At 32.7% G+C, this 15,641-nt stretch carries 14 protein-coding genes; 3 read left to right on the forward strand and 11 right to left on the reverse strand.

All coding sequences use genetic code 11. The annotated features are described in order from the left end of the window. Positions 1 to 28 precede the first annotated feature (28 nt). The 4 genes from mhqD to KA833_RS00720 all read right to left on the reverse strand — a co-directional run bounded on the left by mhqD (position 29) and on the right by KA833_RS00720 (position 3,077). A complete protein-coding gene (gene mhqD, locus KA833_RS00705; protein ID WP_064209277.1) occupies positions 29 to 625 on the reverse strand; it encodes a methylhydroquinone degradation carboxylesterase MhqD in 597 nt (198 codons plus the stop codon). A gap of 26 nt (positions 626 to 651) precedes the next feature. Continuing rightward, positions 652 to 1,557, reverse strand: a complete 906-nt coding sequence (locus KA833_RS00710; RefSeq protein ID WP_046206781.1) for a VOC family protein — start codon at positions 1,555 to 1,557, stop codon at positions 652 to 654. 52 nt (positions 1,558 to 1,609) lie between these two features. After that, positions 1,610 to 2,572: a ring-cleaving dioxygenase MhqE gene (mhqE, locus tag KA833_RS00715; RefSeq protein WP_210128210.1), complete on the reverse strand. Its 963-nt coding sequence runs from the start codon at positions 2,570 to 2,572 to the stop codon at positions 1,610 to 1,612. A 67-nt stretch (positions 2,573 to 2,639) separates the two neighbouring features. Further along, positions 2,640 to 3,077 carry a MarR family winged helix-turn-helix transcriptional regulator gene (locus KA833_RS00720; protein ID WP_046206973.1) on the reverse strand — a complete coding sequence of 146 codons (438 nt, stop codon included), beginning with the start codon at positions 3,075 to 3,077 and terminating at the stop codon, positions 2,640 to 2,642. A gap of 192 nt (positions 3,078 to 3,269) precedes the next feature. On the opposite strand from KA833_RS00720, the gene aldA reads away from it, so the two are divergent. After that, positions 3,270 to 4,694, forward strand: coding sequence for an aldehyde dehydrogenase (gene aldA, locus KA833_RS00725; RefSeq protein WP_204179995.1), 1,425 nt, complete (start codon positions 3,270 to 3,272; stop codon positions 4,692 to 4,694). 139 nt (positions 4,695 to 4,833) lie between these two features. Here the strand turns inward: aldA and KA833_RS00730 are convergent, their stop codons facing one another. Further along, the gene (locus KA833_RS00730; RefSeq protein WP_070037377.1) at positions 4,834 to 5,805 is read right to left on the reverse strand and encodes a metal ABC transporter solute-binding protein, Zn/Mn family; all 972 of its coding nucleotides are present in this window, start codon (positions 5,803 to 5,805) and stop codon (positions 4,834 to 4,836) included. A 198-nt stretch (positions 5,806 to 6,003) separates the two neighbouring features. Between KA833_RS00730 and KA833_RS00735 the strand changes: the two genes are divergently transcribed. Next, positions 6,004 to 6,282, forward strand: a complete 279-nt coding sequence (locus KA833_RS00735; RefSeq protein ID WP_019470056.1) for a GNAT family N-acetyltransferase — start codon at positions 6,004 to 6,006, stop codon at positions 6,280 to 6,282. Positions 6,283 to 6,592: 310 nt separating this feature from the next. Here KA833_RS00735 and KA833_RS00740 read toward each other — a convergent pair whose 3' ends face one another. Together KA833_RS00740 and KA833_RS00745 are read right to left on the reverse strand one after the other, a co-directional pair. Then, positions 6,593 to 8,356, reverse strand: a complete 1,764-nt coding sequence (locus KA833_RS00740) for an ABC transporter ATP-binding protein (protein WP_192946496.1) — start codon at positions 8,354 to 8,356, stop codon at positions 6,593 to 6,595. Beyond that, positions 8,349 to 10,130 carry an ABC transporter ATP-binding protein gene (locus tag KA833_RS00745; RefSeq protein ID WP_210128209.1) on the reverse strand — a complete coding sequence of 594 codons (1,782 nt, stop codon included), beginning with the start codon at positions 10,128 to 10,130 and terminating at the stop codon, positions 8,349 to 8,351. The genes KA833_RS00740 and KA833_RS00745 overlap by 8 nt, the downstream gene beginning before the upstream one ends. A 186-nt stretch (positions 10,131 to 10,316) precedes the next feature. Between KA833_RS00745 and KA833_RS00750 the strand changes: the two genes are divergently transcribed. Then, on the forward strand, positions 10,317 to 11,126 hold the full coding sequence (locus KA833_RS00750) for a VOC family protein (protein WP_210128208.1): 810 nt from the start codon (positions 10,317 to 10,319) through the stop codon (positions 11,124 to 11,126). Positions 11,127 to 11,307: 181 nt separating this feature from the next. Here the strand turns inward: KA833_RS00750 and KA833_RS00755 are convergent, their stop codons facing one another. The 4 genes from KA833_RS00755 to KA833_RS00770 form a co-directional block, all read right to left on the reverse strand. Continuing rightward, positions 11,308 to 11,967, reverse strand: a complete 660-nt coding sequence (locus KA833_RS00755; protein ID WP_210128207.1) for an NAD(P)H-dependent oxidoreductase — start codon at positions 11,965 to 11,967, stop codon at positions 11,308 to 11,310. Between the two features lie 118 nt (positions 11,968 to 12,085). After that, a complete protein-coding gene (locus KA833_RS00760) occupies positions 12,086 to 12,883 on the reverse strand; it encodes a Cof-type HAD-IIB family hydrolase (RefSeq protein ID WP_210128206.1) in 798 nt (265 codons plus the stop codon). 274 nt (positions 12,884 to 13,157) lie between these two features. Beyond that, positions 13,158 to 14,702, reverse strand: a complete 1,545-nt coding sequence (locus KA833_RS00765) for a sodium:solute symporter family protein (RefSeq protein ID WP_103161511.1) — start codon at positions 14,700 to 14,702, stop codon at positions 13,158 to 13,160. 25 nt (positions 14,703 to 14,727) lie between these two features. Then, positions 14,728 to 15,609 carry an N-acetylneuraminate lyase gene (locus KA833_RS00770; RefSeq protein WP_064209269.1) on the reverse strand — a complete coding sequence of 294 codons (882 nt, stop codon included), beginning with the start codon at positions 15,607 to 15,609 and terminating at the stop codon, positions 14,728 to 14,730. Positions 15,610 to 15,641: the final 32 nt, after the last annotated feature.

Here is a 15,641-nt window from a genome sequence, read left to right on the forward strand (position 1 = left end):
CATATCATTATTCTAATTAAATTGTTATTTATTCATCTTCTAATAATGATTGGCCCGCAATAATGCCTTCACGTGTCAACTCGTGACTATTCACCCATATTTGTTTAACTGTTGCGCCAGCTTGATTAAAGATATCAATCACATGTTGACTATCCTGAACAGAAACGATAGGGTCATTTTCACCCATTGATAATAATACCTTGGTATTGGATAAATCTTTGTCATTTACTGACTCTAAAGGATATAAAGGTGCGTAAAGTAGTGCTTTGTTAAATGAAATATCTGGGTGTAACATCATGCTTATCGCAATATTAGAACCATTAGAGAAGCCTACTGGTATAGCTTGGGTCAAATCAAAATGATACGTTTCAGCCGCTTCTTTTAAAAATTGTATTAAATTGTTTGTTCTATATTTCAAATCTTCAACATCATATTGTCCTTCACCATATCTCTTGAAGAAACGATTCATACCATTTTCCGAAACTTCTCCTCTTACACTTAGTACATTATAACTTGCATTTAATGCTTGTGCTAAAGGTAAAAGATCATGTTCATCTCCACCTGTGCCATGTAATAAAATAAAAGTTGGACCGTTTAAATCACCTTGTTTAAAAATGTGTTCCATTATTTATCATCTCCTTTTTAATATACTTATATTCGAATAGGTGGTAATAATTTCAATAATGCTTCTCTTTGTTCCTCATATTGTGGCGGTAACATAAGATGTGTACCCAAGTCTTCAAATCGTTCATCTATCGTAAATCCTGGTCCTTCAGTAGCAAACTCAAAAATAATGCCACCACGTTCTTTCATGTAAATAGCATTAAAATAATTGCGATCTTTCACTTCCGTTACATGATAGCCCTTGTCTTTCATTTTCATTTGCCAAGCTTTGTGTTCCTCATCATTAGGTACTGACCAGGCAATATGATGCACGACACCAACACCCCATCGTACACGCACATCGGCAACTTCTTTTTGAACTATCACATGGTGTCGCCATTCTCCTTTAGTTTCAAGGTGAATATGACTCTTATTTTCATCTATTAGCTCTAACCCCATATCCTCATTTAATGTTCGTACTGTTTGATATGGCTCAATTGATAGCATGCTAACACCATGAAAACCTATAATATTTTCTCCACTATCGTACGTATGCACTTCATCAGCTTCCACAAGTGCTAATGGTAACGCATGTGTATCTGAAAATTCGACCGTAGCTTTATTAAATAATTGTGTTCTCGCAGTTTCTATCCCATGTGATTGCAAATGTTTTTCCCAATCTTCTAATGATCCTTTAGGCACTCGAAATGCTATACGTTGAACCTGACCAGAACCGATACGTCCTTTATAATTGTTGGGCCAATTAAAAAATGTCAATATTGTTCCATTATCCACATTGCCATTCGCAAAATATAGATGGTACGTGGAAGGATCATCAAAATTCACTGTTTTCTTAATTAATTTTAAATTGAGTATATCTCTATAAAATTGAATATTCTCTTCTGGATTACCTACAATCGCCGAAATATGATGAATATGACTAATATCTTCCATAAAATAACTACCCTCTCACTTTTTAATATTAAGATTTAAGCAATCTCACAATTTAATGTGAACGTCTTGTATCAAATGGACGCACTTCTGATTCTATATAATCACGTTTTTCTTCTAAAAATGGTGGTAATGCAAGGCTTTCGCCCAATGTTTCATATGGTTCATCTCCCATAAATCCAGGTCCATCTGTAGAAACTTCAATCAAAATATGACCAATACGTGCATATAATGCTTCAAAATAAAATCTATCTACTAAGCCTGAGTTACCAATACCATACTGTTCATATTTTTCTAACCATTTAGATATTGCCTCATGATCTTTTAATCTGAATGAAACATGATGCACTTCACCATAACCTTGTCTTGCTTCTGGTCCAGTTGCATCTTTTCTTAAAAAGACTTGGCCACCATTACCACCTTCACCTACTTCTAATACTGCAACGTTTTCTTCTTCTATAATTGTTGTCATACCAAATATATCTTCTAAAATCTTTTTAAAGTCTTCAAAATAACTAACAGTTATTTCAATCGGGCCTAGACCATAAATCGCTTTATCTGTTGGTACTGGGCCTTCTTTCCATGGTTGACCAGCTGCCACACCTTTATTGTTTTCATCTGAGATTAATTGATAACTTTGTCCATCTGCTTCTTCAAAAGGCAATACCTTTTTACCAAATAATGTTTGAATGCCTTCATGTTTAATATTATATTCATTAAATCTATGTTCATAATATGCTAACGCTGCATCATCAGGCACACGAAATGACGGACGTGTAATTGAATTTGTACCAGAATGCCCTTGAGGAACATTAGGAAAATCAAAAAATGTCATATCTGTTCCTGGAGAACCAACATCATCTGCAAAGAATGTATGATAAGTATATATATCATCTTGGTTTACAGTCTTTTTCACAAGTCTCATTCCTAATACTTCAGTAAAAAATTTATAGTTTCGTTCAGCATCATCTGTGATTGCTGTTACATGGTGTATTCCTAATAATTGAGTGTTTGTCATAATAAAACTCCTTTTTCCATTATATTTATCTCGATTTCGAAGTAATTTTGAATAAAATTTTTAAGTGCTACGACTTATTGATAGGTTGAGCACTTAATTTTTTTAAAGCTTGTTGCAATGTTGCTAATTCTTCGTTTGACAATACTGAGAAAGTTGATTCTAACGTAGCTGCATGTTCTGGAAATATATCATTCATCAATGCATGTCCTTCTTCTGTAATTGAAGCATTCGTTACGCGCTTATCTTGTATATTTCGAATTCTTACTACATATCCTTTTGCTTCTAACTTATCAACGACATAAGTGATACTGCTACTCGCAATTAAAACTCTGTCACCAATACGTTGTATCGGCTGATCACCTTTATTATATAATAACTCTAAAACTGCAAACTCCGTTATATTCAAACCATAACGTTGAATATCATTTCTGACGATTTGTTCTAAATGATCTACGGTTCGATTTAAACCAATAAAGGTATTCAATGACTCTTTAGTACGATTCATTGCATCACCAACTTTCAATTTATTTCGATTTCGAGATAAATTATAATACCCTTTTGAACATAAGTCAACACATTAAGTATAAAAAATATACTAACATCCGATTACTTAACAAAACCAAAGTTTTATGATTATTTCTCAAACCGTTTCTTCTGCTCAAATAAGTGGTATATATCATAGTGTGGAGGTGTCGTAATGAATAAATTATTTATAAACAACCAATTTGTAGAAAGTGAGTCTAATGACACAATGAATGTCATTAATCCTGCGACAGAAGAAATCATAGACACAATTACATTTGCGACTAAAGACGAAGTAAATTCAGCTGTGGAAAAATCTAAACATGCACAATTAGAATGGGAAAAGGTCCCTCAACCAACACGTGCTGACCATGTAAAAATGCTAATTCCGTTATTAGAAGAACATAAAGAAACAATTGCAAAATTATATGTTCAAGAACAAGGTAAAACACTCAATTCAGCAATCGGTGAAATAAACAAGGCAATACACTTTATAGATTATATGACAAGTCAAAGTATGAATAGCAAAGGTGAAGTGATTCAAAATAGTCGTGAAAATGAGACGATACAATTAACTAAAAAACCTATTGGTGTGACAGCAGGTATCGTACCATGGAATGCACCCATCATGGTATTAATGAGAAAGGTCATTCCTGCTGTAATCTCAGGTTGTTCTGTAATAATAAAACCTAGTGAAGAAACATCATTAGTAACTTTAAAAATTGCAGAATTGTTCCGACAATCAACGATTCCTGCGGGTCTTATTCAAATTGTTCCTGGTAAAGGAGAAACTGTAGGTACGCAATTAGCAGAACATCCAGATATACAATTAATATCAATCACAGGTAGTATGCGCGCGGGTAAATCCGTTTATGCCAAAAGTGCCCAAACGGTTAAAAAAGTTAATCTTGAACTTGGCGGTAATGCGCCTGTAATAGTGACACCAAATGCCAATTTAAATAAGGCAGTTGATTACATTGTGGCTGCTAGAATTAATAACGCAGGACAAGTATGTACTTGTCCTGAACGCATCTTTGTTCATCATGATATTCACGAAACTTTCATTAATAAACTAAAAGATAAAATGGAGACTCTAAATGTAGGCGATCCATTCGATGATCAAACTGATTTCGGTGCAATTATCAATCAAAAACAATTAGCAAGCATAGATGAAAAAGTTCAAAAGGCAATTCAAAATGGGGCTCAATTAATTACAGGTGGCAGCATCATAAATCGTTCTGGTTATTTTTATGAACCAACGATTTTAGACCAAGTTAGTCCAGACGACGAAGCTTTTAAAGAAGAAATTTTCGGCCCTGTACTACCTATAATTAAATATTCTGATTTTGAAGCAGCTATTGAACACGCCAATCACACAAATGCCGGTTTATCATCTTATATATTTTCAGAAGATTTAAAAGAAGTAATGACAGCAACTGAACGTCTTAAATTTGGTGAGGTTTATGCAAATTGTGAAGCAGAAGAAGTTGTGAATGGATATCATGCTGGTTGGAGAGAGTCAGGTATTGGAGGCGCTGATGGTATTCGTGGGCTTGAAGAATATTATAATACAACAGTGTCTTACATCAGATATGATTAAAAATGTTAATTGTTGAAAAATACAAAACATGTTGAAATGACTAAATGTATATTAAAAAACGATGATAGTACTTTCTATCACAAAATCAAAAGAGGTTGAGACAAATTTTTTGTCTCAACCTCTTATCTTTATATTAAAATTACTCATTAAGTGCTTTATTTAATGACTTCATATTTTCTTTCATTAAAGATTGATAAGATATTTGCTTATCCTCTATATCTTCTTTTGATAAGGTTGCCATATTATGAAATTTTAGTGGGGTTGTATTAGATTCTTTTTGAATAACATTTGTAACTTTAGATGTTATATTTTGTTCATATAATACATAAGGTTGTTTAGTTTTATTTATATTTTGAACGATATTCATGAGTTCACGTTGACTAGGTTCTTCATTATTCATGCCACTAACACCTTGCTGTTTAAAATGATAGCGATTTGCAAGATAACCTATAGAGTCATGAGAAATTATGGCTGTATCACGTTTAGGATGTTGTGTGATTCGCTTCATCTCATGATCAATTTCATTCATATCCTTTATCAAATGATTATAATTACGCGTGTAATACGTTTTGTGCTTAGGATCCTTCTCGATCAAATCATTTTTAATCACCTTAGCAAATTTTTTATTTAACACCGGATCTAGCCATACATGTGGATCTTCCCCCCCATGATTATGGCTTTCATGTGTTTCATGATGTTCATGTTCGTCATGATCGTCATGTGCTTCATGATTTGAAATTAAATCATGGTGATCAAGGTGTGCAGCAACAGGTAACTTCAAATTATTATTTTTAATTGAACTTGCAATTTTCTTGGCAACGGGATCCATTTCTTCATTCGAATAGATAAACAAGTCACTTTTAGCGATATTAATCATTTCTTTTTGTGTTGGTTCAAAAGAGTGCATATCTGCACCAGGTGGATAAATCGAATCAACTTCTACATATTTGCCTCCAATCTGATTAGTGAAACTTTGGAATGCAAAGGCTGTCGTATATATTTTTAATCTATTGTTCGAACTGACGTCTTTTTTCTCAGAATTTATATTTCCGCATGCACTTAACAATACGATGAATATACAGGTCAGAATAAGTAACATAATTTTTTTCAAAAAACGCCCCTCCAAATCGAAATTATTCCGTTAAAACTATAAACTTATTTTCACATTTTTTCAATGGTTTTTTATTATTCTTCAATTTTTACTAACATCATTTATGTTTGAAATATATGCTTAATTTTAAAATTTGTTTAACTTAAGGCAAAATGTGATATTAAATATATATGATGTTAATAACATGGAGGTGTTAGAATGGCGGAAATCAAACAAGGTACAAATAAATTTTATGTAGGCGATAACGAAGATAATCCACAAGCGGAGATTACATTTCAATCTCAAGGTGACAACCATATAATCATTGACCATACAGGTGTACCAGATGAACTTGGTGGTCAAGGTTTAGGTTCACAACTTGTAAAATCAGTAGTTGACTATGCACGTGATAACAATTTAAAAGTCTCCGCGACATGCCCTTTTGCTAAGTCAGTTATTGAGAAAAAACCAGAATTTCAAGATGTATATGCAGATTAATTAGGTGTCTACAACCTTTTCAAAGTCCAAAATAAATTTGGATATAAAACATCTTAAACTAAATCATCATTTTGAATGAGCCTGGGATGAATCAGTAGTCCCCCAGGCTCATTTGCTTTGTTTATTCTTTAAACCTACATTCGATTCTAATACATAACGAACGCACTTCCATAATTATAAAATATAGAGCTACCTCAATAGTTCTTTGACTGCACCCCTTTTATTTTGGCTTTTGATTGTTTAGTTTCATTTAAATTTTGTAATAACGTTAATTTCCATACTTCATTGATTTTGTTCAAAAATGGGTGATTTAACCATTTTGTAATGCATACATATTATAATAAATACCATTTTTTTTAATCAGCGTTTCATGTGTGCCTTGCTCTACAATTTCTCCGTGATTTAATACAAGTATTTTATCTGCATCCTGAATCGTAGAAAGTCTGTGCGCAATGGCTAAAGTGGTTCTTCCCTTTCTCATTGTATTCAAAGATTGTTGTATTTGTTCCTCTGTTTCAGAATCAATGTTTGCTGTCGCTTCATCTAAAATAAGTATTTTAGGATTTGTAGCAATTGTTCTTGCAAATGCTATCAATTGTCGTTCGCCACTTGAAAATGAGCTTCCTTTTTCAATCACTCTATGTTGATACTGACCTGACAATTTTTCAATAAAATGATGCGCATGTACAAATTCTGCTGCAGCTTTTACTTGTTCAAATGTCATCGTTGGATGATACAGTTTAATATTTGATGCAACCGTACCATAAAATATAAATGCGTCTTGAAGCACTAGCCCTATTTTCTGTTTTAATTCTTGTTTAGGGATTGTTTTTATTGAATGTCCATCCACATTAATGCTCCCTCGTTCAAATTCATAAAAACGCATAAACAAATTTATAATTGAACTCTTCCCAGAACCCGTATGACCAACAAGAGCTACCATTTCACCAGGATTAACGGTAAAATTAATATTTTTTAATACATCTGTCTTTCCGTCATAGCTAAAACTGACTTCTCTAAATTCAATCTTTCCTTCTTCAATTGTGTACGATGGTACAGGTTGTTGTTCAGGTTCGTATGTGTCATCATCAATTAAAGTAAATACCCTACTCGCTGAAACTAAAGCTTGTTGCAAAATATTTAAATTTTGACTCACTTGATTAATTGGTTCAAAAAACCGTTCCATATATTGAACAAATGCAAATACAACGCCAGCCGTAATACCTGTCGTAAAGCTAATGATACCAAAATATCCCAAAATCATAACTACCGCAAAAATAGCTAGAGAACTTATTGCAGGTCTCAATAATAAACTATCAAGTTTCACAGTTTTTAACATATATTGATAATGTTCATCATTAATACGATTGAATTCACTGTTTAATCTTTTTTCTTGGTTAAACGCCTGTATTATCTTCATGCCTTCTATAGACTCTGCTAATTTTGTATTTAAATCGGACAATTTTTGTCTAGATTTTGCAAATAAAACAGCTGAGTATTTACGATAACTCGCAAGAATAAATATAATAACTGGTAAAAATATTAAAGATATTAAAGCCAATCTCATCTCTAAAATAAACATCATTATATAACTAGAAATCATCATAAAAAAGGCTATAAGAAATGTTGAAAATACGCCTATAATCATATCAACAATTGTCTCAGTGTCATTCGTTAACCTAGAGACTATACTACCACCTGATACCTTATCAAAATATTTCATTCCCAATTTACCTAATTTATTAAAAGCGTCAATTCTTAATTGTTGGATCACTTTAAAAGCAAGATATTGAAAAAGATATTGGCTTAAATACATTGTTACTGCACCTATTATTTGAATACTAATAAAGATAATCATCAGCCATATCATTGCTTGTTGGGGAAAAACGCGTGGCGTAAGATAATCATCAATAAATACTTTCACTAAGTAAGGCGTCAACATACTTGCAATCGTTGATATTGTTAACGTTAAAAATGCTAAAGCAATAGTTCCTTTATAAGGGGTCGTATACTTAAATAACCTAATCAAAGCCTGAGCTTGATCTTTTGCAGTTAAATTAACTTTCTCAGCCATTGGTATCGTCCCCTTTCGTTAAGTCATCTAAATTACGCGTGAGCTTTTGTTGTAAAGCTTGAGCTCGATATGTTTCGTAATACCATCCTTTTTGATTCATCAAAGTAGAATGTGTGCCCTTTTCCACAATCGTTCCTTTATCCATAACAATAATTTCATCCGCTTGTTTCACAGCACTCATCCGATGCGCAGTAATAATATTAGTTTTTCCTTTTCTTAGTTTTTTTAAATTGCTTAGTATCACTTCTTCGGTTTTGGCATCTACTGCAGAAAGGGAATCATCAAGTATTAATACCTCTGGGTCTATTAATAGCGCTCTCGCAATGGATATTCTTTGTTTTTGTCCTCCTGACAATGATACGCCTCTTTCACCTACCACTGTTTGATATTGATCAGGAAAAGATAATATATCTTCATGAATATCACTTGCTTGACTTGCTGCAAATATTTGGTTATCACCTATTTTTTCATTACTAAATGCAATATTATTACGAATTGAAGTTGAAAATAAAAAGTGTTCCTGTGGTACATATCCAAACTGATTTCTCAAAAGCTGTACATTATAATCTCGAATAGGATGCTCACCATATGTGATTTCATGCATTTCTTTTGTATCATACTCTCTAAGTAGCAATCTAATCAGCGTACTTTTCCCTGAACCAGTTCTTCCAACGATGCCCACAGTAGTACCCTCCCTAACTTCAAAATGTACATTATAGATACCTTCTTTCGAATCACCCGGGAAATTAAATTCCTTAATATTAAACTCAATATTTCCAACGGGTCTAGTGTTAAGTTTATAATCTGTATCTATATCATTAGGGGTATTTTCTATTTCTTCAATTCGTTCATATGATGCCTTTGCCCTTTGAACGATATTAAAAAATAGTCCTAGTGCTAATAATGGCCAAACGAGCATCCCTAAATATGTCGTGAACGTAATCAGTTGACCAAGTGTGATTGTATTATTAAAAACCAATTTTGCACCAAATACGATTGATAAAAAGTAACTCATTCCTATCACTAATGTGATTGTCGGATCAAATAATGCATCAATTTTCGAAACTTTTAAATTTTTATCAACTACATCATCACTTAAATCTTTAAAATCTTGTTGGTCACTCGCTTCATAACCGAATGTCTTAGTTACTTTGATACCAGCAACACTTTCTTGAGTCTTATCGTTCAATCTACTAAACGCTGCTTGTGCTTTTTTAAATCCTTTACTAAGTAACGATCCATAAAAACTTGTTAACAATACCATAAAAGGTAGTGGTATCATTGCAATCAATGTTAATTTCCAGCTTACTGTTACAGCCATTGTGATCACCACTGTTCCACCAGTTATCAAAGAATCTGCAATCATCAATATTCCAGCACCCGCGGCATTTTGCACTGCTCTTATATCATTAGTTGCATGTGCCATTAAATCACCAGTTCTTCGATTTTGATAAAAGATAGCACTCATAACTGTATACTTTTTATATAAATATGTTCTTAATATTTGCCCCAACTTTTGACTAGTTCCAAATATTGATAATCTCCATATATACCTTAATACATAAGTTAAAATTGCTACCAATACTAATAACAAAAGATAAATCATTAATAGTTTAGGCGTTAATTTGTTTCCCACCATATCGTCAATAGTCTTACCTATAATCTGTGGAGGTAAAATTTCAATTAAAGCAATTAAAAATAATGTACTCAATCCAATAAGATAACTGCCTTTATGTTGTTTGAAAAACCATCCCAATTTCCAAAAAACTTGCATACGCTCACCCCACTCCATCCTCCAAATTGTCCATGTTCACATATTACCATATGTTGTTAAATGTAAATATAGAAGTGATATTAAACTTTATGTAATTCTACGTCATGAGACACTTAAATTGACTTGGTATACTTTTTACATTAATTTGTATCTATAACTCATAACCGAATATAAAGGAGCAAGGCGATGACTTTTCACGATAAATCAGCAATTCAAGTAACAAATATCACCTTAAACATTAAAAATTTACAAACGATGTTGAATTTTTATTCACATATTCTAGGACTTAAAGTGGTATCAACAAATGATACTTCTGCAGTTTTGCAAGTAGGTTTGAGCGGCCATACAATTACGTTATGTGAAATACCAGAGGGACGTCAGCCTTCTTTAAGTGAAGCAGGACTATTTCACGTAGCATTTCTACTGCCCGACCGCAAAGACTTAGCTAATTTCTTATTTCATATTTCGCAATCAAACATTCCGGTTGGTGGTGGAGATCATCTAGTAAGTGAAGCTTTATACCTTAATGATCCAGAAGGGAATGGCATTGAAGTTTATTTCGACAGACCTAAGTCTGTATGGTTGTGGGAAAATGATAAAGTGAAAATGGATACGTTACAAGTAGATACGAATGATTTACTTAATCAAAGAACAAAGATGGGCTGGGATGAAATGCCAAATAATGCGAAGATTGGACATTTGCATTTGAAAACATCCGACTTAACCATCGCTCAACATTTTTACATTGAGCAACTAGGTCTCCAGCATATTTCTAACTTCCCGCAAGCTCTTTTTATGTCATCTAAATATTATCATCACCATATTGCAGTAAATACTTGGCAATCACGCTTACCTAGAGTTGAAAATGATACAAGCTATGGATTAGCCCATATCGATATTTATAAACCAAGTATCGATACTGAAGAAACTTTTTTTATAGATGGTTTAAGTATTAGATTACACAATAATATGTCATTAATTGCTGATAAAACTTAAAAACAGTGACATCATACGCCATCAGTATAATAATCCAACTCACTTTTAAAGTTCATAAAACAAAGAAAACGTCAATTTCTGTAATGACAACAGAAATTGACGTTTATAATTCAATACATTGTATGAATGAATTGGCTTTCTTTTTTATGAATTTTAAATATTTGAGTCCTCGTAACGCTTATTATTCAACCCACTCTACTACATGTGATTGAGGTTCACGTACTTTTTCTTTTGCTGCGTTTTCTCTATAACCAAATGCAACCATTACAGATGGTGCAAAATGCGCTTCATCCATCAAACCTTCATCACTTAAAAATTGCGTAACAGCATCTAAATCAAATCCTTCCATAGGGCAAGAATCAATATTTAATAATGCTGCACTCGTCATCATATTACCTAGTGCAATATATGTTTGTTTTTTAGCCCACTCCAACAATGTCTGCGCACTATCATTAATATGGAAACTTGTTTGGAAATTATCAAATTTTTCTTCTGTAGCAGGTATACTGTCTTCGCTATATTGTTTAATGTCTCGAATCATATGTTGTACAAATGGTGATTTAGAAGTTACGTTTTTTCGCGCTAATAAAATTACAAAGTGGCTTGCTGTCTCTAACTGCCCTTTTGCACCCCAACTTATTTCTTTTAACTTATTTCTAATTTCAGCATTTTGTACTACGATAAATTTCCACGGTTCTAATCCTAGAGAACTTGGAGACAATCTACCCGCTTCTAAGATTGTGTTAAATTCACTTTCACTTATCTTTTTATCTGAATCAAACCTTTTTGTTGCATGTCTAAAATTAAATGCATTTATAATTGTCTGTTGCATATCATTCATTTCTTGTTTGCCTTCCTTTCCATTTGTAGCTTATATTTTTTAGTATAAGATAGGTTGTTAGACGGATGAAAGTAATATGTTTAAGCGTAATACTGCCAAAATTTTAAATATTAATTTTTCATTTTAGTACTCTATCTTCAATAATTGATAAAACACCTTGTTTATCATTTGACGGTGCTACATACTTTGCAATTTCGAATAAGGTTTCATCTTCACAATTTTCCATTACATAACTATGTGTTGCTAATTGCAGCATATCTAAATCATTATTTGCATCTCCAAAAGCCATGAGTTCATCTTCCGATAGTTCCCATTTTTTTAATAATCTTGCTAACGCATTACCTTTGGTCATACCAGGTAAAATGATATCGATACTATCTCGACCACTCGATACAAGTGATAATTCTTGTGAAAAGCGATTTGACAAATCTTCATCAAGTGTTGGATGTGTTGTTCTATCTATATTTAAGGCTATTTTTACATATTCGTCTTCTGGTAAATTTTGCAAGGATGCTATTTCTTTTAATTGTCGGTAATAAAAATGTGCATCTTTTTTAAATGATTGTCCATTATTCTTTAATATGTAAGCACTTTTTACGCCACAAACAATTATTTCATTGATACCACGCGTGATGTTTAAGTAATTAACAATATTATGGAAAACATCTTTTTCAAATGCTTGATAATCATACAACGTATTGTCTTCATAAATAACCGCACCGTTTTCCGCAACAAAAAACATAGCTTTATCTCCAAAAATAGATTTTAATTTTGCGTATTGATTACCACTTGCTGCTATAAATTTAATATTTTCATTTTTTAATTGTTGAAAGATACGATTAAACCTTTCTTGATCATATTGTTTTTTTGAATCCAAAAATGTACCATCCATATCTACTGCGATTGCTTTTATCATACTTATCATCCCCTCGAATACTCTGCTTATATCTGTAATTCATTATATCCATAATTTTCGAGGAATTAAAATGAATCACATATTTTATGCTGTAAATAACATGATTTTCAAAAATTAAAAAAAGAGGCAGAATAGAACGCATATACACAATATGCTTCATTCTACCTACCTTATATAACGTATTCATTTTCTCAAAAATATTTTGAGATAAACAGAAGTAAATTGTTTTATAACAATTCAACGCATCATTTATTATACCTAACTACATAAAACTTTAGACTTCTTGATCGTCTTCTTTCATACGGACAATAGAGACATAATTAGATTTTTCTTTAATATCATAGATGGTTAAACCAGTAATGTCTTTTTGTTTGCCTGGCACAATAATACTTATGATATAAGAGAAAACAAAGGCTACTATAAACGAAATAATTGATACATAGAATGGTGAATTACCGCCACCCATACCATTAAAGATATAAGCAAAAATAATTCCAAAAATTAATCCCATCAGCACACCGAATGTATTCGTACGACGTGTGAATATACCAACCGCAAACACACCAGCCAATGGCACACCCACTAATCCAGTAATTAACAAGAATAGATCCCAAAGGTCATTAGAATCTGCTGCAATTAGATAAATAGACATGCCGAATCCAAATAAACCTGAAAGAATAATCATCCATCTCGCAAATCCTACTTCGCTTTTTTCATTTTTCTTGCCGAAGAATCTGTGCTTAATATCAACAGAAATACAAGCTGAAATTGAATTTAAACTTGAAGAAATGGTTGATTGTGCCGCTGCAAATATTGCCGCTATCAATAATCCAGCAACAAATGGTGGCATTTCAGTAAGTATAAAGTATGGTACTACAGATGAAGTATTAAAATCTTTAGGCAATGCACTTTCATGACTATAAAATGAGTACATCATTGTTCCCATACCATAGAATAAGGGCGCTGATATTAAAGCTAATAACCCGTTCGTCCATAAAGACTTTTTAGTTTCTGATATAGAATCTGACGCTTGATAACGTTGTACCACATCTTGACTTGCTGTGTATTGATGCAAGTTATTAAAAATGTTTCCTAAAAAGATGATAGGAATTGCTGCCGCGGCAGTATTAAATTTCCAGTTATCAGCACTAATGATTTTATTATGTTCCAGTGCATCACTGACAACGGTGCCCATTCCCCCTTGAATGTGGACGACACCTAAAATAATAATTGCTGCTGCCCCACCTAATAGAATGACACCTTGAATGAAATCACTCCATACTACACCTTCGAAACCTCCAAGAAATGTATAAAGAATACATAAGATACCAACCAAACTTGCCACAACATAAGGGTTCATATCTGACACAGATGTAATCGCTAATGTAGGTAAATAAATGACAATGGCCACTCTCCCAATATGGAATAATACAAATAGTAATGAACCAATAACACGAATACTAGGTCCAAAACGTGCCTCTAAATATTCATACGCAGATGTCACTTTTAATTTTTTAAAAAATGGTACATAAAAGTAAATAAGTAAAGGAATAATTGCTACAATCGCAATATTACCTGCAATATATGACCAGTCTGTTAAAAATGCTTTTTCTGGCGTAGACATAAAAGTAATCGCACTCAAAGTCGTTGCATAGATAGAGAACCCTACTGCCCATGAAGGCAAACGACCACTAGCCGTAAAGAAACTATCTGTACTTTGGCTTGCGCGTTTGGTAAAATATGCTCCGACTAAAAGCATAACTAAAAGGTAAATAACTACTGCTATCCAGTTCCATGTACCAAAACCTACTTGTTCCATTTAATTCATCCCCTTATACGGTAACCTACAAATCGTATTTGTTAATTAATGTTTCTAATTTAGCTCTGTTATTTTCATTGAATGGTTTAAATGGGCGTTTCGGTAAACCTCCGTCAATGCCACGTGTCGCTAAAATTTCTTTTAATGTAGAATAAATGCCCATAGACAACACATTTTCAATTATGTCGTTAGTATCATGCTGAATTTGATATGCTTCATCAATTTGACCGCTTTTAGCTTTTTCAAAAATTTGTCTTGCGCGTCTACCATTCACGTTATAAGTAGATCCAATTGCGCCATCCACACCAGAAATAGCTGCTTGCACTAACATTTCATCAAAACCTGAAAGTATTAATTTATCTGGATACGCTTTTCGAATACGTTCTAATAGGAAAAAATTAGGAGCTGTATATTTTACGCCAACCACTTTTTCATGATTAAATAATTCACCAAATTGTTCTATAGAAATGTTAACGCCAGTTAAGTCTGGAATTGCATAAATAATTAAATTATTTTGTGTCGCTTCAATTAATTCAAAATAGTAATCTTTGATTTCTTCAAATGAAAATGGATAATAGAACGGTGTAACTGCTGAAATCGCATCATATCCTAATTCAGTTGCATATTTACCTAACTCTATTGCTTCGTTTAAATCTAACGACCCAACTTGAGCAATCAATTTTACATTTTCATTAACCGCCTCTTTCGCAACTTTAAAAACTTGTTTCTTTTGTTCTTTATTTAATAAGAAGTTTTCACCTGAACTGCCGTTAACATAAAGTCCATCTAAGCCTTCAGTTTCAATGGCATTTTGAGCAATTTGCGCCAATCCTTTCTCTTTAACCTGACCATCTTCATCAAATGGTACTAATAATGCTGCATATAAACCTTTTAAATTCTCTTCCATCGTATAACCCTCCATCTATATATTTAAGTTAT

This window comes from Staphylococcus sp. GDY8P67P (assembly GCF_017892545.1).
Lineage (GTDB): Bacteria > Bacillota > Bacilli > Staphylococcales > Staphylococcaceae > Staphylococcus > Staphylococcus ureilyticus.

Bases quoted from the DNA above. Each gene is read 5' to 3' on its own strand.
- mhqD (WP_064209277.1), bottom strand. From the start codon at position 625: ATGGAACACATTTTTAAACAAGGTGATTTAAACGGTCCAACTTTTATT.
- KA833_RS00710 (WP_046206781.1), bottom strand. From the start codon at position 1,557: ATGGAAGATATTAGTCATATTCATCATATTTCGGCGATTGTAGGTAAT.
- mhqE (WP_210128210.1), bottom strand. From the start codon at position 2,572: ATGACAAACACTCAATTATTAGGAATACACCATGTAACAGCAATCACA.
- KA833_RS00720 (WP_046206973.1), bottom strand. From the start codon at position 3,077: ATGAATCGTACTAAAGAGTCATTGAATACCTTTATTGGTTTAAATCGA.
- aldA (WP_204179995.1), top strand. From the start codon at position 3,270: ATGAATAAATTATTTATAAACAACCAATTTGTAGAAAGTGAGTCTAAT.
- KA833_RS00735 (WP_019470056.1), top strand. From the start codon at position 6,004: ATGGCGGAAATCAAACAAGGTACAAATAAATTTTATGTAGGCGATAAC.
- KA833_RS00740 (WP_192946496.1), bottom strand. From the start codon at position 8,356: ATGGCTGAGAAAGTTAATTTAACTGCAAAAGATCAAGCTCAGGCTTTG.
- KA833_RS00745 (WP_210128209.1), bottom strand. From the start codon at position 10,130: ATGCAAGTTTTTTGGAAATTGGGATGGTTTTTCAAACAACATAAAGGC.
- KA833_RS00750 (WP_210128208.1), top strand. From the start codon at position 10,317: ATGACTTTTCACGATAAATCAGCAATTCAAGTAACAAATATCACCTTA.
- KA833_RS00755 (WP_210128207.1), bottom strand. From the start codon at position 11,967: ATGAATGATATGCAACAGACAATTATAAATGCATTTAATTTTAGACAT.
- KA833_RS00760 (WP_210128206.1), bottom strand. From the start codon at position 12,883: ATGATAAAAGCAATCGCAGTAGATATGGATGGTACATTTTTGGATTCA.
- KA833_RS00765 (WP_103161511.1), bottom strand. From the start codon at position 14,702: ATGGAACAAGTAGGTTTTGGTACATGGAACTGGATAGCAGTAGTTATT.
- KA833_RS00770 (WP_064209269.1), bottom strand. From the start codon at position 15,609: ATGGAAGAGAATTTAAAAGGTTTATATGCAGCATTATTAGTACCATTT.